This window comes from candidate division KSB1 bacterium, assembly GCA_034506335.1.
Lineage (GTDB): Bacteria > Zhuqueibacterota > Zhuqueibacteria > JANLFK01 > Oleimicrobiaceae > Oleimicrobium.
Map to the genome: position 1 here is coordinate 18114 of JAPDPR010000013.1, position 23937 is coordinate 42050.

16 protein-coding genes and 1 tRNA gene are annotated in these 23937 nt (G+C 59.2%); 3 read left to right on the forward strand and 14 right to left on the reverse strand.

What is annotated here, in order from left to right; genetic code table 11:
• Window positions 1–15: 15 nt before the first annotated feature.
• From ONB25_06100 to mutL, 14 genes are all read right to left on the reverse strand, one after another.
• The gene (locus ONB25_06100; protein MDZ7392450.1) at window positions 16–828 is read right to left on the reverse strand and encodes an amidohydrolase family protein; all 813 of its coding nucleotides are present in this window, start codon (window positions 826–828) and stop codon (window positions 16–18) included.
• Window positions 829–842: 14 nt separating this feature from the next.
• Window positions 843–1796, reverse strand: a complete 954-nt coding sequence (locus ONB25_06105; protein ID MDZ7392451.1) for an alcohol dehydrogenase catalytic domain-containing protein — start codon at window positions 1794–1796, stop codon at window positions 843–845.
• A 441-nt stretch (window positions 1797–2237) separates the two neighbouring features.
• Window positions 2238–3992, reverse strand: a complete 1755-nt coding sequence (locus ONB25_06110; protein ID MDZ7392452.1) for a hypothetical protein — start codon at window positions 3990–3992, stop codon at window positions 2238–2240.
• Window positions 3993–3997: 5 nt separating this feature from the next.
• Window positions 3998–5314: a ribosome biogenesis GTPase Der gene (gene der, locus ONB25_06115; protein ID MDZ7392453.1), complete on the reverse strand. Its 1317-nt coding sequence runs from the start codon at window positions 5312–5314 to the stop codon at window positions 3998–4000.
• Complete coding sequence (locus ONB25_06120) at window positions 5311–6612, reverse strand: DUF512 domain-containing protein (GenBank protein MDZ7392454.1); 1302 nt, start codon at window positions 6610–6612, stop codon at window positions 5311–5313. Before ONB25_06120 ends, der begins: the two co-directional genes overlap by 4 nt.
• Window positions 6609–7817 (reverse strand): AI-2E family transporter, encoded by a 1209-nt coding sequence (locus ONB25_06125; protein ID MDZ7392455.1) that lies wholly within the window; start codon window positions 7815–7817, stop codon window positions 6609–6611. The genes ONB25_06120 and ONB25_06125 overlap by 4 nt, the downstream gene beginning before the upstream one ends.
• Before the next feature lie 47 nt (window positions 7818–7864).
• A complete protein-coding gene (locus ONB25_06130; GenBank protein ID MDZ7392456.1) occupies window positions 7865–8620 on the reverse strand; it encodes a FecR domain-containing protein in 756 nt (251 codons plus the stop codon).
• 389 nt (window positions 8621–9009) lie between these two features.
• Entirely contained in the window at window positions 9010–9939 is a 930-nt protein-coding gene (locus ONB25_06135) for a CsgG/HfaB family protein (GenBank protein ID MDZ7392457.1), read from the reverse strand.
• Window positions 9940–9975: 36 nt separating this feature from the next.
• A complete protein-coding gene (locus ONB25_06140) occupies window positions 9976–11184 on the reverse strand; it encodes a flagellar assembly protein T N-terminal domain-containing protein (protein MDZ7392458.1) in 1209 nt (402 codons plus the stop codon).
• An 81-nt stretch (window positions 11185–11265) separates the two neighbouring features.
• Entirely contained in the window at window positions 11266–12423 is a 1158-nt protein-coding gene (locus ONB25_06145) for an S-layer homology domain-containing protein (protein MDZ7392459.1), read from the reverse strand.
• Between the two features lie 51 nt (window positions 12424–12474).
• On the reverse strand, window positions 12475–13386 hold the full coding sequence (locus ONB25_06150; GenBank protein MDZ7392460.1) for an LPP20 family lipoprotein: 912 nt from the start codon (window positions 13384–13386) through the stop codon (window positions 12475–12477).
• 164 nt (window positions 13387–13550) lie between these two features.
• Window positions 13551–13623: transfer RNA gene (locus tag ONB25_06155), tRNA-Gly, on the reverse strand.
• A gap of 50 nt (window positions 13624–13673) precedes the next feature.
• Window positions 13674–14645 carry a tRNA (adenosine(37)-N6)-dimethylallyltransferase MiaA gene (gene miaA / locus ONB25_06160; GenBank protein MDZ7392461.1) on the reverse strand — a complete coding sequence of 324 codons (972 nt, stop codon included), beginning with the start codon at window positions 14643–14645 and terminating at the stop codon, window positions 13674–13676.
• Window positions 14646–14651: 6 nt separating this feature from the next.
• Window positions 14652–16388: a DNA mismatch repair endonuclease MutL gene (gene mutL, locus ONB25_06165; GenBank protein ID MDZ7392462.1), complete on the reverse strand. Its 1737-nt coding sequence runs from the start codon at window positions 16386–16388 to the stop codon at window positions 14652–14654.
• A 728-nt stretch (window positions 16389–17116) separates the two neighbouring features.
• Between mutL and ONB25_06170 the strand changes: the two genes are divergently transcribed.
• The 3 genes from ONB25_06170 to ONB25_06180 all read left to right on the forward strand — a co-directional run bounded on the left by ONB25_06170 (window position 17117) and on the right by ONB25_06180 (window position 23243).
• On the forward strand, window positions 17117–19699 hold the full coding sequence (locus ONB25_06170; protein MDZ7392463.1) for a carbohydrate binding family 9 domain-containing protein: 2583 nt from the start codon (window positions 17117–17119) through the stop codon (window positions 19697–19699).
• Between the two features lie 150 nt (window positions 19700–19849).
• Window positions 19850–21847: an ATP-binding protein gene (locus ONB25_06175; protein ID MDZ7392464.1), complete on the forward strand. Its 1998-nt coding sequence runs from the start codon at window positions 19850–19852 to the stop codon at window positions 21845–21847.
• Between the two features lie 16 nt (window positions 21848–21863).
• On the forward strand, window positions 21864–23243 hold the full coding sequence (locus tag ONB25_06180; protein ID MDZ7392465.1) for a sigma-54 dependent transcriptional regulator: 1380 nt from the start codon (window positions 21864–21866) through the stop codon (window positions 23241–23243).
• The last annotated feature ends 694 nt before the right edge of the window (window positions 23244–23937 follow it).

Consider the following 23937-nt stretch of genomic DNA (forward strand, 5'->3'; position numbering starts at 1 on the left):
GGGTGCATGCGGTTGTTAGCCGCCCGAGATAGGGAGCCGGAACAATTCCACCGCATTTCTCCACAGAATCCCCTCCCGTATCTCCGGCGCGACAGGTAATTGCTTCACCATCTCCAGATGAGCCGCCCGATTGCACATCGCATAGTCCGTCCCAAACACAAGCTTCTTCGCGCCGTCTTCCAACACTTTCAGCAACACCGCTTCAATGCGCGCTTTCCCCGTCGCCGCAAGCACTTCCTCATCGGCCAACCCTGACGTGTCATAATGAATCGTCGGATAATCGCGCGTGACCCGATAACAATACTCCACTTCCGGCCAAAAGAAATGCGCGATCACGATCTTCAAGTTCGGATACCGTTCGGCCACCTGCACAATGTACTTGGGATCGTTATATTGCGCTACTTCGGGATGACCGCCTGTGTGAATTACCATCGGGATGGCATAGGCCTGGCATAACTCGTACAGCGGGAACACTCTCCGGTCGGTAGGATAAACCGGATCATGCCCAGGAAAAATTTTCATCCCCACAATGCGACGTTCGGCCAGTAGGCGTTCCAACTCTACCAGCCAAGCCTGCCCTTGAGTTTGAATATCCATTGTCCCCATAAGAAACAATTCAGGCGCATCTTTCACCAATTCCAGACAGGTGGGCACATCCCCGATACCAGAATTGGGCAAGTTGTCAGGAATCAGAATGGCATAATCAACTTGGTCCTTCTTCAAGTCTTCGATGAGCAGTGCTTTGGCCTGCTCATACGTGCGTGTATCGGATATCACCGGAAGGTGAAGATGTGCATCGATGACCATGTTTTTTAAGGCGGCTAACACTACTTTAGGTCACCCTACCCTGACATGTCTAACTGCACTTTCAGGACGTGGTCCTGTTGGGCAAAAGTAAAGGCCTCCAGCGCCTGGCTAAAGGGGAAGGTTTGCGTTACCAGAGGTTCTACCTGAACCAACTTCTGCCGCAACAACCGGATAGCGGTATCGAATGGCCCGCATCGGGAGCCCACCAACGTGATCTCGTCCACCACAATGTGGGAGAGATCCATGGTGGGCCGTTCAGCATAGGTGCTCTTGACCACTACCGTCCCCCGCGGCTCCACGAGCTGGAGGGCCAAGTCTAGACCACTTGGTGAGCCCGAAGCCTCCACCACCAGGGAGTAGGAGCGCTTGGGCAAATTGTTGCGCAAGGTGGTAGGGATGCCCAGCTGGGAAAGGGTCGCCAGTTTCGGCTGATGCTTGCCGACGACGATGAGCGCGCACCCGATGAGTCGGAGGACTTGCGCTACGAGTGCGGCCAGCTTCCCGTCCCCGATGATCGCCACGCGGTCTTCGGGCTGGATATGGACCTGCGCGAGAATCTCGGCGCTGGCAGCCAGCGGCTCCACCCACACTGCCTCCAGGTCGGAAATAGTGGACGGGACCTCAATGAGATTCGCGGTCGGCAAAGCCACGTACTCCGCGAAAACACCACTGCGCCCTTGTATTCCCACGACCGTGCGGTTCGGGCAGTGGCGGCTTAGCCCTCGCTGGCAGTATCGGCATTTGCCACACCCCACGTTGATCTCTGCAACCACCCTCTTATTGAGCCAGCGGGTATCTTGGCACTGCTCTACTACGCCCACAAACTCGTGCCCCAGAACCCCCTCAAAGCCCATGTACCCCCGGACTATCTCCATGTCGGTGTTGCAGATGCCAGCCCGCAATACCCGCACCAGGGCCTCCCCCTCTTGCAGAGCGGGCCGCTCCAGCTCCGTCAGCCGAAGCGACTTTTCCATGACAAGTGCTTTCATCACCATTCCTCACAGGCACGCCCGTTTCTCGTCTTTGCCTACGCCTTCCTTGGCTTCAACCTGCACAGGGCAAACCTGCAAGAAAGATGCCGCTCCTGTGAGTGATGGCGCACCAAAAAGACAAAAGTCCCCACTTTTCTGGCACCAATCTGTTCAACTTCTTGTCAAACAACCGGCCCAGACAGCAAGAGTCCGCTATACATGGGCTTCTTTTCACTCGAAAGCTCAAGTTCACGAAGCTGTTCTGCCCGAAAGGCGGCCACTTCCGAGATGGGCCACAAAAGTGTAAGAGACGCTGGCAACACCCATCCTTGGTCAGTTCCCTCTGGGCGTCCCCGCCTTTGGCCAAAAGGAATGTCGCGGCTAAAATAAGAATATTTTGCCGCTTTGTCAAGCTCTTTTTGTGCAAGAACAGCACAGAAAGCGAGCCAGTGCACCGCCCTACCGAACCACGGCTACCTTTTCAATAGACACCCCATCGGAGAAGCGTGCCACGATGAAATAGATGCCTGCCGCTACCTTCCCGCCGTGCTGATTCTCTCCCCTCCAAACCCATGGATAGGCACGGCGCGGGCCCACAACGCCCAGAGCTTCTTCAAACACCACCCGGCCATGAAGGTCGCGTACGGACATTGCGACTTCTTCTTCCGTTTCCAGGTGCAGAAGCACGGTCAATAACGCGTTTTCCTGCAAACGGAAGGGGTTGCTGGAGACTTGAGTAATGGCATTGCCTGTTGGGGCTTCGGTTGGGGGGAACCCCATTTCAACGATGAGCGAGAAGGCATAGAAGGCAGTCTTACCTAATCCCAGGTCTTGGTCGGCGAGGTTGGTCCGCGACGCCGCGACGACCACGGTGTCCACGGGCGCGAGGTGTCCCAAGCTACAGAAGGCGCCGCCTGGGGAAAAGTCGCCATTACCCTTCGTGGGACCGAACACGGCCAGCGACAATCGCCATCTGCTCGGGTCTGAAGATATGAGCGTTGCCCCATAGGGCGCCGGCAGCTGGGGCAGGAGCAGGTAGTACTTGGTGGCCATGCGCCGGCACGAATCTGCGACATCGACTCTCTCCTCCAGAACGAGGTGCTGGTGGAAGCGGACTTGGGGGTAGTGAGCTCCCTCGGGGTAGAAACGGATGGTGTCGGCGCGGCTTCCGGTGAATGCGTTCCAGAGCGCAAACTCGCCCAGTGCGTCCTCTAAGGTAAGCCCGCGGGGAAGAAGGGCCTGGCGGATGGCTTGCAAGCCGTGCATCCCCTTCATGGCCAGCCACGAGTCCCGAATCGCCTCGGGCCCCACCCGCTTGGCCACAAAATGATTCCACACGGCCATCCCGTACTCGCGCCTGCCATCGGTGCTATTGAATGGCAGATGGGTGGTACGGAAAAAATCTCCAAGGTAGTTGTAATAGTCATTAATGTGATCCCATACAACATCTTCCATCCAGGTTGCCGACACTTCGTAATAGAAGAGATCGGCGGTGGATTCCGGTTCTCGGAATGGTTCGCGAATGCCGAAGTGGATTGCATGAAAGAATTCGTGCGCAGCCGTCACCCGCAGTCCGTCGAGTCCCTTAGTGTAAAAGCCCCGCGAATAGTCATTATCCACCACGATGTAGGTGGTCCAGTCTGACTCCTCGGTTTGTACGACGGGAAGCTCAGGATAGGTCCAGCCGTAGTCCGAGATGTTCTGGATGTAGACGTCGTACTCAGGCCCGTCGATGCCAAAGTCTGGCGGAGGCGGCGGATAACCCAGCTCATCCACCTCTACCTGCCAGGCCTTGTCGAAGGCCACGGCGGCCTCGTGTGCAAACTCCTCTGTGGTCTGGTCCGCACCCGGCGAGGTGGTGTAGTGAATCTTGAAGTGACCGGTAGGGCTGACGAGAGATTGGGGAAGCGTGGGCCTGGACACGTAAGGGGCAAGAGTTTGCTGCTGGACAGTGTTCAACTCGTGCCACCGGGATTTCACCTCCCACATGGTCATGGTGCCGCATTTGCCTGGTTCGCGGGGCAAAGAGCGATAGGGCTCCGGCAAGGCCTCGGGGTTGACCATGGCCAGCACCCGAAGAACCAATTCCTGCTGCGGCGAGAGAATGCCTGCCGCCCGTTCCCACTGCAGGTACGAGGCAAAATCCTCGTGTTCCTCCGTCAGGGCCGTGCCCGTCAGAAACAAAGCAACAGTCAACCAGGCAAGTCTGCGCATGGCGCCTACGCCTTCCGAAATGAAAGGGTCAGGGGCACACCCATGAATCCGAATTTCTGGCGCAGCTGCTTTTCCAGGTAGCTCTGGTAGTTGGCCTGGATGCCGCGGGGGTGATTGCAGAAAAAGGCAAAGACCGGCGGGGCTGCGTTGACCTGGGTGCAGAACCTAATCTTCACTTCTTTGGCGCCAAAGGCAGGCGGGGAGTGCTGTGCCAGCGCCTCTTGCAGGAACTGGTTCAGCTCCCGCGTGCGAATCACTTTGTGCCTTTCTTTGTGCACAGCTTGAGCAAGCTCCAGTACTTGGCTGACGTGGCGTCCTGTCTTGGCCGACACGAAGAGCAAAGGCACATAGCTGAACGTGCGGAGCTCTTCCTGGACAGCCCGCTCGAATTGGGCCGTGACTCGTGCCCCAGGGGGCATGAGGTCCCACTTGTTGACCACCAGAAGCATTCCCTTGCGCTGCTGCACCACCTGCTCGAGGATGCGTTTGTCCTGGTCAAAAAGTCCCTCGCTGGCATCTATGACAACGGCCACCACATCCGCGCGGCGCACAGCGCGCATGGTGCGTTGGGTGCTATAGTACTCGACCGGCTCGGAGATACGGCTCTTCCGCCTCAAACCAGCCGTGTCCACCAGGATCAGCCGTTGCCCTTTATAGGAGAACTCGGTGTCGATGGCGTCACGCGTGGTGCCCGGGATCTCAGTCACCACTAACTTGGGGCTTCCCAGAATTGCATTAATGAGCGAGGATTTGCCCACGTTGGGGCGGCCCACCACCGCCAGGCGCAGGGGTTCTCCCTGTTCGCCTGGCCTCTCCTCCAGTTGACCCGGAAGGCGCTGGATCATTTGGTCCAAAAGGTCGCCGATGCCTCTCCCCAGGGAAGCAGAGACGCCCAACGGAGTGCCCAAGCCCAAGCGGAAAAACTCGGCGCTTAACGGTTCATGGGTTCCGGTGTCGATCTTGTTCACGACCAGAAGCACATTCTTGCCTGACCTGCGCAGCATGCGTGCCAGCTCTTCGTCTTCTGCGGTCAACCCGGCTCGACCATCAACCAGAAAGAGCACCAGGTCCGCTTCGGCTATCCCCACGCGCAGCTGCTCCATCACGGCACGGGAGATGGGCTCATCTGAGCCGCTCATGAAGCCACCGGTGTCGACAAGCACAAAACGTCTGCCCGTCCACTCCACTTGTTCGTACTTGCGATCGCGGGTCACCCCCGGGGTGGGGTCCACGATGGCCTCGCGCCGCCCCAGGAGGCGGTTGAAAAGGGTCGACTTGCCCACATTCGGTCGGCCCACTATGGCAACGATGGGCAACCTCATGAACCCCGCTCCCTAAGCAACGGCGCACGGAACATTTGCACGATGCGCTCGCTATCCACTACACAGACGGGCACATTCAGCTTTTCTGCCAGATGGTCAGGCCTCCAGTCATCGAGAAAGAGTCCATCGCTGTTGAGGCAGTTGGAGGGGAGGAACACGACATCTCCTGCGTGCACGTTCTTTAAAGACGCGTAAATATCCTGCCCGGTCAAAAGGCCACTTACCGTGACCGTTTCGCCGTAGAATCCATTCTCGACGGCAACCACTGAGAGCTCGAAGTTCTCGACTATCTGTGTGATCTCGGCGCAAACTTGCGCCAAAATCGGTGCCGCCAGCGTTCCAGTGGCAATTGTGGCGCGCGTGGGCTTGCTCAGCCGGCGCGGCAGTCGGCGTTTTTCAATCTGAAACGCGTCCAAGAATTTCCTCACCATGCCCACGCCGTTTTCTACCTGTGAAAAGTCCTCGTAGCGTTCGGCAGGGGGCACCTGGCGCCGGGCCAAAAGGTAAAGCTCATCTGCCAGGTAGACAAAGTAGCTGCCGAAAAGGTTCCGCAATTCTTGGGCCCGCCGTTCGAATTCCTGTACGATCTGCTGCGCCTGGAATGTATCCACACCCCTGAGCTGGGCGAGCCCCTGGCGGTGACGCGTGAGCCCCACTGGCACAATTGCCACTGTGGCGATCTGGGGGAAGTACTCCAGCAGTGTGTCGACGGTCTGAGCAAGGACGGGGCCGTCATTGTACCCCGGGCAGATGACAACTTGCGCGTGCATGGTGATGCCGGCGCCTGCAAGGAACGCGAGCTTTTCCAACAAGCGGTCGTCGCGGCGTAGGCCCAACAGCTTCCTGCGCACCGCGGAGTCGGTGGCATGGACCGAGATGTACAAGGGGGAGAGTCTCAATTCCGCGATGCGCAGCAGGTCTGACCGCCCAGCGTTGGAGAGGGTGACATAGTTGCCATGGAGGAAGGAGAGCCGATAGTCTTCGTCCTTCAAGTAGACAGCCGGACGCATGCCTGGGGGATTCTGGTCAACAAAACAAAACAGGCACTTGTTGCCACAGGAGCGTACGCGTAGGGGTTCAAGTTGGATGTCCAGGTCGTAGACGTCCTGCTCCCCACAGTCGATATGCACGCGCTCCCCGTCTCGTTCGACCTCCAAGGAACGTATTCCTTCGGCGGACCAAAAACGGAGGTCAAGCTCGTCCAGCAGGCGGTGGCCGTTCAACGTGCGCAGTTCGTCACCAGGACGCAGGCCAAGTCGGCAGCCGACTCCCCCTTCACCAACCGCTACGATCTTCATGATACTTCGGGCGCAACTCTGCCACCGTGAACCTGCGCGTGGTGGCTTCTCAGTAGTGCTGCCACCACCGCCGCGCTCGGCACCGCGATGACCAGGCCCAACAGCCCCCACAATTTCGAGAACGCCAATATGGCGAACATCACCCAAGCAGGATGGAGGCCCACACGTTCGCCCACGATCTTTGGCGAGAGGAACGAGCCTTCGACTATCTGCACGCTCTCGATGAGCACTACGATCTTGATGGTGGTCAGCACGGGGTGAGGACTGAGCAATCCTACGAGCACGCCTACGGCCATAGTGATCGCCAGCCCTACGTAGGGTACCAAGTTGAGGATTCCTGCCAGAAGGCCGAGGAGGAGTGCGTAAGGGGCGCCAAAAATGGTCAATAACACAGCGGTAAGCGTTCCCACAATGAGGCACACCAGCAGTTCTCCGCGAAAAAAGCCCGCCAACACGGTGTCTACTGCGTGGACAACAGTCACTACTCGGGCTTTGTGCCGTTCGGGAACCATGCGCCGCACGGAAGCCTTGAGCTTGTCATAGTCCTTGAGCAAAAAGAAGGTGAGGAACGGGATGAGTACCAGATTGAGCAGCTGCCCGAGCATTGTGGAAAGGCGGGCGGTCAACTGCAGGAGATTCTGGAAAATGAATTTGAGGAGGCCTTGCGCTTGGTCTGCGATGGCCGGGACAAACTGGGATTGCAACTGCGAGGAGTCCACTCCAAGGCGTGCAAGCAGGGGCAAAAAATCGGTGTCAAGCCAGGACCGCAGCACGCCAGCAAACTGCACGCTCGCCTGCACCATATCGCTCACTTCGCGCGCGATCCGCGGAACCAGCAAAACCAGTGCAAGCACAACCAGTCCGATAAAGGTCAGGATCAGCAGCGTCACCGACAGCAGCCTCGGGATGCGCCATCGTGCCAAGCGGTCCACCAAGGGATTAGCCAGGTAGGCGAGAAGAAGCGATACGCCAAATGGGAACAGCACATCCCGCAGCTCGTGCACCAACCACAGGACAAAAAGGAGCAGGAGTACGACAAGGAGGTGACGTGCGACGGGCTGGCGGCGGAATGGGAACAAAAGTGCCACCACAGCCACGGCCACCACTAAGGGTGAGAGGTGGCTGCGCACCGCAAACAGCAGCGCCCCCATGAGCAAGGAGGCGCTCACAACGAGCAAAGCATCAAGCCGATCTCTTTCAGGCATTGACCAACGCGAAAGTTAACACCGACGCCGTAACCACATGGAGCCTTCTATCTGGAACGAACCTGCCGGTCGCGTTCCTTGTTCCATCGCACCCACTCCAGTCTTGCATCTTCCGCCTCATTGAACCGCCGCTTGTGGTACTTGCCGTCTGGGCGCACCGTAACCTGGAATCCCCTGACTATGCGGATCCATTCTTCCAGCGTCACTTGGTAAGGCGGAGGCACTTCGTAGGGGCCTGGTATTTGGCGAGGCTCCAGGGAGCGCGGAGTAGGTTTTTGCTCAGTGCGTTCCAACTTGCTCAGCGGGCCGATGTCCACCGCGCCGTCGTACACAAGCACCGTGGTGGTGGAGTCTGCCTCCACGCGGTAGATCGTGCCGCGCACCGCACAGACCGCAGTCGGCGCCTTAACTTGGAAGTTGCGTGAACCGCTCGCCTCTGTGATATTGACCCATAGTTTTCCCTTGCTCAACTCCGATTGCACCTTCTTACTCTTTTTGGTCAGAGTGGCCGTTGTGAGTACAAACTCGCTCTGCTCGCCGATGCGCAGCAGGCTCTTGTCCAGGAGCGTCACTTCTACGCGCGATTCCTTCGCGGTGCGGACCACGTCTCCTTCGAAAAGGTCCATCTTCAGCTTGGCCGGCACCCATGTGGTTGAGTCGCGATGGCGGACCATCACATCGTTGGTCCCTCCCACCAGGAAGGTGATGGTGCCGATCTTTGCAGGCTGCGCGGGGACCTCGAGGGCCCAAATCAAGGGCAGGAGCACACAGACCCCCAGCCGGATGGCTTTACTGAATACCACGATTTCCTCCCAGTGATTTCTTCCTGCTGCAGGCTCCCATCTGCCGCGGCATGGTTTCAGGACCCGCAGTGTCGCAGCCTTGGGAAGAGAGCTTCCCCGCTCCCCATTGAACAGAATACGCGCTTATGGGCTTATGAACGGGGCGGACAGCAAAGCATCGTAAACTGCCCTCCCGCGCCTTTCCTATCCGACCCGTTTGTCCCTTTCTCTTGTTTGCAACTGGTCCACACGCTGAAGAAACAGCTCCTCGAGCACGTAAAAAAGACACAGGGGAGGTCGTCTCCCCGTGGGCCTCCCCTGACGACGCGCTCCCCCCATTGGGAAGAATAACCTTGGGTTGTAAACGGGCCCCGCGCGCTACTGCGCCGTTTTCCCCAGGGGCTTGTCTTCTACTGGAGTCTGACTATGTCTTCACGCTGGAAGCCGCTGCCCTCCAGTACCACACACTCGGATGCTTTGCCGTTGCCCAGATTGTTGTTGGTGACCTTGATTCTACCGATCTTGGTGTCCACTGAGCCGAGGGAGAGTCCGGTGTCCGGATCAATCAGCTCCTCGCCTTTCCGGTAGATCACAAACACATCCCCATTCTGGACGCCTGCTTCCGCGCCGGCGTTGATGAACACGGACCCATTGGTCTTGATGATCTTCGCTTGCCAGGGGACGTTGGCTGCCGATTTTTCCACCATCTCTACCAGGGCATCTATGGCGTCGCGCGTGGCTTTCCCCACAAGGGACTCATCGAACTTGTCGCGGTTATCGAAACTAATCTCCGGTGTGTCGAGACCGAGTCCCTTGGAGGACCGCTCCTTACGGACCGTTTCTGCTACCAGAATCTCCCCGGTGGTGGTGTTGATAAACCTTACGTCGATTGCCACCGTGGCCTTGGTGGATTTGACACCCACGCCGATCCCTTTGACACGACCGCCCACGCCGCCTTCGGAGTAGCCGAATTCAGTCACGGCGCCGATGATGGCAAGCTCCACGCCCAGCATCTTGCCCGCTTGGGCAGCGCTTTCTGGGGTGACAATGCCCGCCATGCCCAGCGACTGCTCCTTGAGCAGCGCTTCCATTTCCTTGCGCTCGAAGACGCGATAGTTGCCGGTCTTGACCAGGGCGGTGACAAGCATGTCGGCCATGCCTTCACCCACAGGTTGCCCTGTCCACCAGTGGTAGTGATGCGCCGTCTTGTCCTGGAAATCGAACACCGCGACCCGCCGCTTCAGGCGCTTGACGGCATCGGTCGTCTGGCCGCTGACCCACGAGGTGAGGTATCCGAGGACCAACGTGCACAGCACAAATGTGACCATGCGTTTCTTCACAGGTGTTCCTCCTGGTTAATGAATACGGCGGTGCTGCTATTCGGGCTCAGAAGGTGCTGTGGCTTTTGGCACGAATCTCGCCGTGATGCGATTGGCCGACACACCCTCCACGGTGATGGTGAAACGCCCAAAGTCCCGCCGTTCAAACTCGCGGGCAAGTTGGGTGGCGTTGCCACTGATCTTCACATCCAGCTCGGCCGCACCCCCACCATAGTTGCGCTGGTAGATGTCCTTCACGCCCCGCAGATAGAACTTGGCGGTGTTGACAAAATCGCTCAGCTGGGCCATGGACTCCACGCCTCGCAGCACTATCTTGATCTCACTCAGGTTGTAGTACTTGTCTCGCCATTTGGCAAGGATTTTCGCGATGAGGCCCTCGGCGAGCTTGTTGGCAGCCTTTTGAATGGCCATCGTGCCGCCGGTCACCTCGTCGATGTGAGGGTAGGCGGCGTGCTCGCTGGCTGTGGCCAACACACGCCCCACGTCAGTTTCCACCACGCGCGCGGTGATATTAGCCTGGCAGGACTTCATCCCCGCCATGTTGAATCCGCTGGCCACTGTCGCTATTGCCTTGCCTGTGATGACGATTTCGGCACCAAACGAAAGGCCGATGGCGGCGGCGGCCTTGTTGTCGCCTTGCAGGGCGGCCAGCACCTGTTCACGTTTGATGTTTTCCCGCACCGTGCCCGGGTCCACCACCGGAAAATCGCTGTCCATGAACTTTTGCATGATGGCGGTCTCGGCCGCGGTCATGTTCACCTCGAACCAGCGGAAGTGCCCGGTGGGGTCACCCACGTTCTGTTCGTCGATGAGCACCATCACGCGCGGGTTACCCATGCGCTCGATGAGGTTCTTTACTGCCTCGGCATCGCGTTGTAGGTCGCCCAGCTCCACCTCTGCCTTGAGGCGAACTTCGTAAAGTTCGGGGGTTTTCTTGTAGTCGGACAGGATGGTGTAGTTACGGACGTAGCCGCGGGTCCAGCTGAGGATGTTGTCGTCCACCACCTGGTAGTTTTGCACCCTGGTCTCTGATTCGATGTAAGTGCCCAGGGCCTGTTCCACCGCCTGGCGCAAAGCGTCATCGATGGCGCGATCCCGCGCCCCTGCCACGTCTCCTTCAAAAATGGTACCGGTACCGACTGCTTCGATTAGCTGGGTGCGTGCAGGTCCCACCTGGCAAAGACCGAGTGGGCCCGCCGCACACACCAGGAGGCAGAGCAGTGCCATCGCTAAGAGAGTCTTCACCTCCAACCTCCTCTCACTCTGCCGGTGCGCTGGTTCAGAGAGCAAAAAGGGGACCCCGACGCGCGAGGTCCCCCGCTGGACTCAGAACGTCATGCGCATCGCATTTTGGAAGTCGCGTATGGCGAGCAAGGCGTCGGCGCCAGACATATGGTCATTGAGCCGAAACTCGCCAGTCATCTTGTCGGCAGCCATGACCCCACGGCTGACCATCAGCATGATGGAGTTGAACGCCCAGTGGCTGGGGTTGACATCCGGAAACGGCGAAGACTCGCCTATGAACTTGGTGGCCAGACTCTGATCACCGGTAGCAAGGATCATAATGTCTTGCATAATCTTGGCATAGTTAGCCCTGGTAATCTTCTCATCAGGCCGGAAAGTATGGTCTGGGAACACATCCATGCCCTGGGCCGCGACGATGTCCTTGATCCAGTTCTTGGCCCAGTGTCCCTCGATGTCGGTGACGTCTGGAAGCTTTGCTTCTGGCTGGGCCATCTTGGTCACGTCTTCAGGCGGCCGGAAACCCGTGTCGTAGGTCTTTGGGCGCTTCTTCTCCAGCAGCTCCATCAGCTTCAACTCTTCCATCAAAAGCACGGCCAAGTCGGCTCGAGAGATTTCGGGGATCAGGGCGATTTTGGCGCCGATCTTGGTGCCAGGAGCAGCGCGCTGAATCTTTTGTACCACCGCCCACTCCTTGTCGGCAGCAGCTGCATAGTCGCCCTTCATCTCTATGACCTTGGCAAAGGCGGCGGCCGCCTGACCAAAGTCGTACCCCTCTTTGTACGTGATGCCCATATAGTAGAGGGGCTTGTCGCTATTCGGGTACTGTTCGGCAGCCTTCTTGAACTCCTTGACAGCCTCTTCCATCCAATCGTCGCCTTTGCGGCGCATGGTGATGATCCGCCCCTTGATGATGCGCGCATCAAGAGAGTTCTTGTTCTTGGACAGTGCCTGGTCGGCGAGCTCCATGGCCTTGACAAAGTCCTGCTTGCTGGCATGGACTAGCGCCATGCCCGCGTAGGCTTCCGCGTACTTGGGGTCGAGTGCTTTGGCGCGCTCAAACTCCTGCATGGCCAAGTCCAAGTTACCACGGTCCAGCTCCCTCATTCCTTGGTTGAAGTGGTTTTGGGGTGTATCTAAGACCGACTTGGGCTTAATCGCCTTTGGTCCGCAGCCGACCAACCACAGCGCCAAAGCGCCCACCAGTAGCGTCCCCAGCAGCATCAATCGTCTGTTCTCCATAGTGTGCTCCTTGCAGCAAAGACCCATGGCCTTGTCGAACTGGCACGCGCGTCAGTCGACGATGAACATCACCCGGCACTTATCCAAGAAGCTCTGGGTGCTGGAGGCGGCATGGATGGCAGCCGCATCGGCGTTGGAGATGACCACATCTGCCTTGTTGGCACCCGCCGCCTTGAGGGCTTTTACCACCAGTGGGTTGTTGGTCACGCGCTCGTTGCTGCGGGCGCGATTGATGTCCTTATCGTAGCCCACCATGCCGATCTGCACCGCCCAGTCGCGGCTGACGAATTTCGAGCCGTACACCTCCTGGCCGTTTTCGTCGAGTACCTTGGGCGCCATGGCTGGGCGGACGCCCAAACCTTTGGTGTCGATGATCAGGCCGGTGTAAGCGGCGGCCCCAGGGGCTGCTTGCACGCCAGGAGCGCCAGGTTGAATGAGTTGCACGCCTGGGGGAACTGGCTTACCCGCAGGCCACGGTTGACCGCACATGGGGCACAGCGGCTGGGCAGCACCGGGGTAGACACCTCCACCCACTGTAGTGGGCAGCAGCACATCGGCCAAGGCACCGGTCAGCGGCATCTCTACCGTCACTTCCACGTCGCCGGTGGACATGTACTTTGTGTCCACTATCGTGAAGTTCCGGAGCACACCCTGCACCCGAGTGTTGATGACATCGTTTTCGACCATGGCGTTGCGGACGGTGACTTCTGAGGTGAGTTGGACTCCCTGAACGGCCTCGAGGAGATTGCGGAAGGCTGCGCGCTTGGCAGCTTCGATCGCCCCCGCACGCTGCGCTGCGAGCGGATGGTCAGGGTTCGGCGCGCCGATACCAGTAGCGCGAATCACTTGCCTGCTCCAGTCGATGTTCCCGGCCGCGCCAATGGGCTGGGTCACATACTGACTCCAGGCTACTGTGGCGCTCAGTGTCACCACGCATACGAGTATGCCACGGACCGCTTTCATGGTGCTCCTCCTTTTCGCTTGTTCACAGCCTTGAACTGTAGTGCCGTATTGGCGACGGCCCGTCAGCCACCGTCGTCGCTCACGGCCAATGCAAATTTCTTCATCCGGAGGAACTGGGGGCGTGATGGCGGTCACAATCTTGGCGCGCCACCGATAAAAAATAGAGCGAATGACGGGATTCGAACCCGCGACACCTGGCTTGGGAAGCCAGTGCTCTACCAGCTGAGCTACATTCGCCTCTCGAGGAAGTATGGGAAATTGTCATGTATAAAGTTATAGAATTTTTTTCAAATGTCAAGGGGAAAATTTCCCTTTTCGGCGCAGCGCGTCACGATAGCCCATGCCTTTTCTTCGCAGTCTGCCATTGTGCCCGTGGTCATGTCGATCCACTGCACCCGTGCGTCCCGTCCGAACCAGGTCAGCTGCCTTTTGGCATAGTTGCGAGTGTGCTGCTTAATCAGAGCCACCGCCTCGTCGCGTTGGAGCTCGCCGTGCAGAAGCGCGAACATCTCTTTGTACCCCACAGTCTGCAGGCTATTGAGTTCAGGCCCATAGCCCATCTGTTCCAGTCGGCGCACCTCTTCTTCGAAACCCTGGGCCATCATCTGGTCTACGCGCCGGTCGATGCGCGCGTACAATTCAGCCCTTGCCCAGCGCAATCCGATGAAGCACCAGGAGAAGGGGGTCTCGGGTCGATGTCGCCTCTGGTGCTCAGACAGGGGGATGCCGGTACACTCATAGACCTCCAGGGCGCGGATGATGCGCTGCGCATCGTTGGGGTGGAGTCGCTCGGCAGCTTGGGGATCTACTTCACAAAGGCGCCGCCAAAGGGGGCCCAGGCCATCCTTTCTTGCTTCTTGGCGGAGCCGCTCGCGCAACTCGGGGTCGCGGATGTTTGGGCCGAATAGCCCATCGGTGAGAGCCCGGATGTAGAATCCGGATCCACCCACCACGATGGGCAGATGCCCCCGCCCAAGCACCTCTGCGATTCGTGCGGAGGCGTCGCGTGCGTATTCCCCCGCGCTGTAGTATTCGTCCGGAAAACGGACATCGATAAGATGGTGCGGGACAAGGGCGCGCTCCTCGGGAGTGGGTTTGGCTGTGCCAATGTCCAAATAGCGATACACCTGGCGGGAATCGGCCGAGACGATCTCGCCACCGCACCTCTGCGCAAGGCGAAGCGCCAGAGCACTTTTGCCCGCAGCGGTCGGCCCGACGATCACAGGAACAATCGGTTGTGATTGCTCGCCTCTCAACACAAAGCCCTATTGCCTTTGGAAACGGCGCGCCAACTCTTCCAACGAAAGGTTGACCACCGTGGGGCGCCCGTGGGGACAGTAGTAGGGGTTCTCTGTGGCAAAAAGCTGGTCGATAAGCGCATGCATCGCCTCCACCGAGAGGCGCTCGCCCGCCCGAATGGCCGCATGGCAGGCGTACGACCTGGCCACACTCTCGCGCATCTCGATGCCGGAGCGGCGATTTTCACGGTATTCGTCGATGACCTCTATGAGCAGGCGCGCTTCGTCGCCGCCACGGTAGCCAGAAGGAACGCCCTCGACCACCACCGTCTGCCGGCCAAAGCTGCGAATGACAAAGCCAAGCATTTCCAGAAACGGGAGCATCTCCGTAAGGAGTTCGTATTGCTCGGCGGAAAGCTCCACCGTCTGCGGGAACAGCAGCTGCTGCGATGCCGGCCTGGAGCTGCCCAAGTTGCGCATAGCCTGCTCAAAGAGAATGCGCTCGTGGGCAGCATGTTGGTCGATTATCACCAGCCCGCTCTTGACCTCAGACAGAATGTAGGTGTCGTGGAACTGCCATACGCTTGGACGGTCGACAGCCTGAGGTACAAGGCCAGACTGTAGCTGGATAGGCTGGGGGGACTGCTGTATTTGAGTGGTGTCACCGAGTGAACTTGGGGAAGAGAAAAGCTCCAGTGAACGGGGCATTGTCTGTGCTCTGGGCATGTGCGGCACGATGACTCTGCCACCGTCTGATCGCGTAGAGGCTTCTGCCCTCCTCGTGAGCGCGCGGCGAACCGCCCCACGCAGGAGTTCGTAAGCCAACTGGGCATCAGCCAACTTTACTTCAGTCTTTGTGGGATGGACATTTACGTCCACCCGGCGAGGGTCAAGTTCCAGGAAGAGCACGTAGCTCGGGTAGAGGCCCCGCGGCAGACTCTCTCCGTATCCAGACAGCACAGCGTGGTTCAAGGCCCGATCCACCACGTACCGGCGGTTGAGGAATAGGTATTGGTCGCCCCTCGATTTGCGCGCTGCCTCCGGCTTGGCGACCATGCCGTAGATACGGATGGCGGAGCTCTTGTCCTCTACGGGCACCATCGCAGAAGCCAGGTGTCCTCCCAGTACCGCAGCCACGCGCGCCTCCATTGGGGCCGGAGTGAGGGAAAAGACTTCCGTGTCGCCGTTGATGAGCGAAAATCCCACCTCCGGAAAGGCGAGGGTGAAGCGGCTGAGCACGGTGAGGATGTGGCGGTACTCGGTTTCGTCGGCGCGCAAAAACTTGCGTCGGGCGGGCGTATTATAGAAAAGGTTCTTCACTGCCACCGAGGTCCCCTGGCGAAAGGCCTCTTTCCCCACTTCGACAATCGTGGCGCCTTCTACGCGGACCACGGTGCTCTCGCTTGCCCCAGGCTCTGCGGTGCGGAGCTCCACGCGGGCCACCGAGGCAATGCTGGCCAGAGCTTCGCCGCGAAAGCCAAGCGTAGTGATGCTCTCAAGGTCAGCGGCTGTGGCGATCTTGCTGGTGGAATGCCTCTGGAAGGCGAGTGAAGCATCCTCTGGGCTCATCCCGCAGCCGTCGTCTATCACTTGCACCAGGAGTTTGCCGCCCCCCTTGACAATGATATCGATCTGGCGTGCCCCCGCGTCCAAGGCGTTCTCCACCAGCTCCTTCACCACCGAGGCGGGGCGATCTACCACCTCGCCGGCGGCTATCTTGTTCGCCACATACTCGGGGAGCACATGTATTCGGTTTCTGGCCATGAGCCTTTCTGTCGCTCAAACTTCTACCTTGTGAGGCAAATCTAACGAATTCGACCGGTATTTTCAAGGACAATTTCCCGCCCCCGCGAGAAGGGCAACCACCTTCCCCAGTGTCCAATGGGTCGTGGGGCGAGGCGAACGCCGTTCCCAACCCTCTGACCGATATTCCGTGGTGATAACATCGCAGCGAGAAGCGGATGACCATCCTTGGTTCCCGTCTATGATGTGAGGGTCTTCCCGGTCGAAAGGGCGGGGGAGAGAAGACGTTCAAAGTCCCTCTCTTATGGCAACCGTTTCTAGACATGCCTTCTGCTCATAGGTGAGCACTGGCGAGCGAAGGGATGCGGGTGCGCTCTTGTGGGAAGGAGACCCCGTGGTCACCTTGCGAGGCCGTCATGGCTCTCAACCGAGGTTGCTCTCGGGAGGAAGGGAATCCGCGGAGTCCGCCCGGGCGCGAAAGGCAGAGTTAGTGTACCAATGGGCAAAAGCTTTAGGGCCCATCGCCAAAAAGTGCAAAAAAGGGGTGAGTAGGGACCTGTAGGGATGGCTCCGGAGCGTGCCTCTCTGACCGCATTCGCCACCCCAGGCCAATGGACGTCTCCTCTTTTCCCCGGCCGAAGGGCTTCGGACGTCGACGACGTGAACGCCCTGTTTGGAGAATGCTTGTAACCTTTTGCCCTTAGATGGCGTCTAAAGGCGTGTACGATCGAAGGAGGAAAAGGAGAACTATGCGCAAGTTCGTGCCACGAGTCACGGTCTTACTCGGCATTGTCATGGTGTTGGTGGGAGGCCCGGCTGCTTCAGAGCAGCGCCAAGAGGAGTCCACATCGCCCCGGATAGCACAGGCGGTGCGTATCGAGGGGGGAAAGGTGCGGATAGATGGGCGCCTGGATGAATCCGTGTGGCAGTTGGCCCCAGTGGCCAGTGATTTCGTGCAACACGAGCCAGACGAGGGAGCGCCCGCCACGGAGCGGACCACCTTCCAGGTCGCCTACGACAACGAGCACCTGTATGTGGCCGTGCGCGCCTTTGACTCCGAGCCGGGCAAAGTCCGTGGGTTGCTCACGCGCAGGGACGTCGAATCACCTTCTGATTGGATCTTCATTGCTGTTGATAGTTATGGCGATCATCGCACCGCATTCCAGTTCGGGGTCAACCCGGCGGGCACGCGGAGCGATGTGTACCGCTCAGGAGATGTAAACGAAGACACGAGCTGGGATGCGGTGTGGGATGTCGCCGTAAGCCGCGACTCTCTGGGGTGGGTGGCAGAGTTTTGCATTCCGTTTAGCCAGCTCCGCTTTCCCCAGGGGCACCATCGCTGGGGCTTTCAGGTGGGCAGAATCATCAGCCGCAAGAACGAGTTAGATCTCTGGGCGCCGATTCCACGCAATGCCAACAGCGTGGTGGCCCTCTTTGGTGAACTGCAGGGGATTCATGACGTCCCCCCGCCCCGTCGCCTGCAGGTGTTGCCCTACGCTGTGGGCCGCCTGGAACGATACCTTCCAGATGAACCAAACCCCTTTTTCACGCCAAGCCGGCGGGTAGGAACGTTGGGCGGGGACATCAAATATGGAGTCACTTCCAACCTCACCCTTGACCTCACCGTCAATCCTGACTTTGGGGAGGTGGAGGCAGACCCGTCGGAGTTTAACCTTACCGCCTACGAGAGCTACTTCGAGGAGAAGCGACCCTTTTTCTTGGAGGGGAACGACATTTTCAGGTTTGGCGTCGGAATCGGCGATGGCGAGATGGGCAATGAGACACTTTTCTACTCGCGGCGCATAGGTCGTGCGCCGCAGCTTTCCCCTGATGTCTCTGAAGAAGGGTACGTGGACATGCCCCGCCTCACCACGATTCTCTTCGCCGGCAAGGTGACGGGCAAGAGCAAGCACGGATGGTCCATAGGGTTCTTGGAGGCACTCGCCGACCGCGAGGTGGCGCAGGTTGAGGACCAGGGCCGACGTTTCACCGAGACCGTTGAGCCGCGTACCAATTATCTGGTGTTCCGCACGCAAAAGGATTTTCGCAAGGGGAGGACAACCCTGGGGACGATGGTGACGAGCGTGACGCGCCACCTTGATGCCCCCTCCGTGCAGTGCCTAAACAGGCAGGCCTTCACTGGCGGGATAGATTTTGGCCACCGTTGGAGTCGGGATCGGTTCATGCTGGAACTCAAACTGGCGGCAAGTCAGATACGCGGATCCCACGAGGCAATTGCCGAGGCGCAGACCAGTTCAGCGCGCTACTTCCAACGCCCGGACGCTCCGCATGTCCGCTTTGACTCCACCCGCACCACGCTGTCTGGTGTTGCCTTCTCCTACCTGGTTGGCAAAATGGCGGGAGGCAACTGGTCGTATGGAGCAGGAGGGGTTGTGCGCAGCCCAGGATTCGAAGTCAACGACCTTGGCTATCAGCGCGAGGCGGACTTTGTGGTGAACTTTGCTTTCCTGGGGTATCACTGGTTCCAGCCCGGTAAGGTGCTGCGGGACTATGGCATGAATCTGAACCTTTGGCATGTGACCAATTTCGGCGGGGAGGCGCTGGGACTGGGCGGCAGCGCCAACTACCATTTTCGCCTGCTCAACTACTGGGGCGGGCACCTGGGCTGCAATGTCCACAGTGCCCACCTTTCCCCTTCGAGCCTGCGCGGAGGGCCGGCTATTATGGTGCCGGAAGAGTTTGGAATCTTTGCCCGTTTCTTTACTGACGAGCGAAAGGCGATCGCGGCCAGTCTTAGCATCATGTGGGAGGGCGACGAGCATGGCAGTCGCCAGCTCCGCATCATGCCCTCGGTGACTCTGCGTCCAAGTGGGCGGATGCAGGCGCAGTTAAGTGTAGGAATCGTTCCAGCGGTGGATGACCGGCAATATGTGGACACCATCACGCGGGGAGAATGCACTGACTATGTCTTCGGCCGGCTCACGCAGAAAACGGTTTTCCTCACTACCAGGCTTAGTTACACCTTCACCCCCACCCTTAGCCTGCAGTACTACGGCATGCCCTTTTTGACGGCGGGCGCGTACTCGCATTTTCGCAAGGTGATTGCGCCGCGAGCCGCGGACTATGCGCAGCGCTATGCCCCTTATGAGTATCCCGACAACCCCAACTTCAACTTCCGACAGTTCCGCAGCAACCTCCTTCTGCGCTGGGAGTATCGGCCAGGTTCCACGCTTTTCCTGGTCTGGTCACAAGGCCGGACAAGTCTCGACGACGAAGGTACATTTTCGCTGTTGCGGGAAGGGCGCGCGCTTTTCGACACCCGCTCGGAGAACGTCTTCCTGGTCAAGGTCAACCGCTGGCTAAGCCTCTGAGCCGTCTGCTCCAGGATCACGTCCTGGGTGTACCTCTGCTTCTCCGCGAAGTGGGGCTGATGTCCGTAAATAACAACAGCTTTGTGAAGAAGATGTGGTGACGGGCGTTCGCCGCGATTGAAGCGGTGGAGAATGAGGGCGAGGCGCGCGGTGAAGCTTCAGGCAACGATCGTCCTGCTGCTGGCAGTGCTGATCTTTTTCTTTACCACGGTGGAGTACGGCATCTTGCGCCTGCGGATCGAGCGCTACCACCGGGAAGTGGAGCAGGACTGTGCGGAGGCCAACTTTCACCGTGCCGAGGCTCTGCTCCAAAAGGAACGGGGCAGCCTCAGCCGGCTTGCTCAGGCCCTGGTAGAGAGTGGGCCGGCGCTGCAGCACACGGTGTGGCAGAGGGACGGTTTGCTCGGTGAGCAAGGCGTGCCGCTCCCATATGACTTTGTGGCGCTCCTGCAAGGCCCTGCCGTTGCCCGCATGCGTGTGCTGTTCCCCGACTCGAGCCTACCCCCCGCGTGCGTCTCTGAGGCAGCCGAACGGCTTGGCAGAGAGGTTCCACCCGCTGGGCGCGACACTTCCGGGTTTGTGGTCACCGAGTGTGGCTCTTTTCTCGTTGCGTTGGCCCAAGGGGAAGCGGGCAGGGTTATGGTTGGTCGATCCCTGGAACGACTGGGAACCGAGCTGGCCGAGCCGATGCAGATGCGGATCACATTTCGCGCGCCAGGGAGGGGCCCGTGGTCACCAGCCGTAGAGGTGGAGGAGGTGGATGGCGAGCTGGTGGCGCGCGGTGGCATTGCCGGTGTTGCCAGTGATCAGCTCCAGCTTGAGGTTGCCAGCCCCAAAGTCTTCTTAGCCCGCCGGGAACAGACGCTCCTCCTTGCGCTCCTCGCCAATACCGTAGTAGGCTTGGCCATCGCCTTCATCGTCATGGCCCTCTTTCAGAAGTTGGTTATCACGCGTATCAATGGCCTGGTGGAACAGGTGTCGGCGATTCGCAACGCCGGAGACTTTGCTTCGCGAGTGGAAGTCTCTGGCAAGGACGAACTGGGCACCTTAGCGACCGCGTTCAATGAGGCGCTGGAGCGCTTGCACCAGATGGCTCAGCGCATCGAGGAGTCGGAGAAGCGCTATGCTTCCCTGGTGGAGCAGTCACGCGACGGGGTGGCGATCGTGGTGGAGCATACGGTGCGCTTTGCCAATCAGCGTTTGCTGGATATGCTCGGCTGCCCGAACCTGGAGCAGCTAGCCCGCGACGGGCTCGCGTTCCTGCCAGAGGAGGTGCGGGGTCAAGTCGTAGGCACGCCTCAACTCACCGGGGAAGGTGCCGTCAGCCCCATGCCATTGACCTTGCACGCGTATGATGGGAAGGAAATTGAAGCGGAACTGGATGTAGTTCACGGCACGTATGAGGGCCAGTCAGCCCTTTTTCTGTATCTGCGGGACGTCAGCGAAAAGAGACGCATCGAACGCCATTTGCAGCGTGTAGACAAGCTTACCTCGCTGGGCCAACTCTCTTCCGGCATCGCCCACGAAATTCGCACTCCGCTGGGGAGCATCCAACTCAATCTGGACCACCTCTTGCAGTGCACCCAGCTGACCGACGAGCAGCGGCATGTGGTGGAAAGCAGCATGGAGGCCGTCAATCGTATCTCAAGCATCGTCCAGCGCACCCTGGACTTTGCCCGACCTGCAGAGCCGAGCTTCGAGCCGACGCACGTGCCGCACGTGGTAGAAAACGTGCTGAAGATGATGGCGACCAATCTGCGACACGCCCGCGTTGCAGTTACGCAACAATGGGAGGAAAACCTGCCGGCCATTCAGGCCGACGGTTCGCAATTGAGCCAGGCCTTTGTCAACATTGTCCTCAACGCCGTGCAGGCGATGCCACGTGGGGGGCGACTCCGCATCTGGGGGCGCCGCGTGCGCCAAGGGCGAAGCCAGGCCGTAGAAGTGGGATTCGAGGACACGGGCATCGGTATTGCGCCGGAAAACCTGCGCCGGGTGTTCGACCCATTCTTTACCACCAAGCACGAGGGCGTGGGTTTGGGGCTCTCGGTGGTTCATCGCATCATGGAATCGCATCGTGCCACGATTGACATCAGCAGCACCCCGGGGAAAGGGACCGTGGTACGCATACAATTCCCTGTAACCTGAGCAGAACGAGGTCATAATGGCAGAGAACCCCATCAAGGCAAGGATTCGCGTACTGACGGTCGAAGATGACCCGCTGATGCGCGAGTCTATCATCACCGCGCTACAAGGCAAGTTCAGCGTAAGCGGGGTGGAGAGCGGCGAGAAGGCGCTCAAATACATGGAGCGCGAGCGGTGGGATATCCTGCTCATCGACATCGGTCTGCCGGGGATGGACGGGTTCGCGCTCTTAGAAAAGGTGAGGGACAAATACGAGGATGTCCCGTGCATCATGATCACCGGCTTTGGGCAGCCCGAGAATGTGGTCCGCGCTATGCGCCTGGGCGCCTACGACTATTTGACCAAGCCCATCAGCCGGGATAACCTCTTCCACACGGTCGAAAAGGCTGCTGAGCGCGTCGCCCTGAAGCAGGAAATCGAGCAGCTCAGGCGCGTGGAAGTGGAGCGAAACCGCTTGGACCAGATCGTCTGTCAGAGCCCGGCGATGAAAGACATCATGGTCATGGTGGATAAACTCATCAAGGTCCCCGGTGCCACCGTGCTCATTACCGGCGAAACTGGCACGGGCAAGGACCTCATCGCGCGGGCCATTCACTACCTTGGGCCCCGCTTCCAGTATCCGTTCGTAGTGGTCAACTGCGCCGCGATCCCGGAGAACCTGTGGGAGAGCGAGCTCTTCGGCTACGAGAAGGGGACCTTCACCGGTGGACTGGACAAGGGCAAGGCGGGCAAATTCGAGCTGGCGCATGGAGGTACGCTCTTTCTGGACGAGGTTGCCGAGACACCGCTCAGTCAACAGGCCAAGCTGCTGCACGTCATCGAGAGCCAGGAGTTTTACCGTGTGGGAGGCACAGAGAAGATCCACGTGGACGTGCAGATCATCGCGGCCACCAATCAGGACCTACAGAGTGCGGTGCGTGAAGGGCGGTTCCGGCAAGACCTCTACTACCGCCTCAACGTGGCGCACATCGCCATGCCCCCTCTGCGAGAACACAAGGAGGATATCCTCCCGTTGGCCAAGCTTTACCTCAACGAGTTCGCCCGAAAATTCAAAAAGTCCTTTGTGCGCATACCTGAGAAGACCGCGCGCCTGCTTGAGGCCTACCCCTGGCCAGGCAACGTGCGGGAGCTGCGGAACGTCATCGAGCGGGCAGTGCTAATCCACGATGGCGAGCAACTATTGCCAGAGCATTTGGACTTTGTGCGGGTGGAAGGCCAGCGAGCCACCGACCGGCTTTTTGCCCTTCCTCCTGAGGGGATTGACTTGGAGGAATTGGAGAAGAGTCTGTTGAAGCAGGCCTTGGAGCGAGCAGCGGGGAATAAGGCGCAAGCGGCGCGCCTCCTCGGGATTTCCAAACCCACCTTTGTCTACCGCTTGGAGAAGTACGGCTTAGCGTGAGCTCTCATTTACCAGCGCATCATTTCCTGCGGGAGAGCAGCAAATCCTTCTTTCCGTGAGGGGCATTGCCCGACGCTCCGCTTTTTAACTTCCACAAAAACAAGTGCGTTTTCTTTTTGGCATAAGTGTTGCAGCCAAAAGAGCGGCCCGCAAGGTGAGCCGCGCTGTGATGGGTGGTGGTGAGGTGACGGGCGCGGAGGACACGGTTCTGTGACAACCGCAACCCTCCTGGCCGGAAGGTGAGGCACAAGGAGAAGGGACGCTCGGCGCGTTCCTCAGGAGTATCGGCAGCCGAGGGATGGGGGTCGAGGGAGTGGTGAGGGGTGGTCGGTACTGCGATGCAGGGCCACGGCCTTGGTCTCTGGATGGTGAGTGAAGATGGGCGGTGGCGGTGGACACCACCAAGAGGCGACAGGGGCGGTGAAGGGAAGCGTGAAGACGGGCGCCGGAGGGTGGCGTCCAGAGACACAGGTCGGCAGCGCTATTGCAGCTGTGGGTTGCGGTTGTCACGGCGGAGCCGCACGCACGCGGCTTTAGGGCACGGGGCAGAAAAAGACAAAAAGTCTTGGGCACCTGGCGGGCGAGAGGGGAAGGATTGCGCAAGCGGATACGCAGTCGAGGAGTCCTTTCCCAGCAATGTCCTTTTCCCTTCTGGGCACAGGGGCGCGGTAATATCGACCCCGGCTCCCACCAG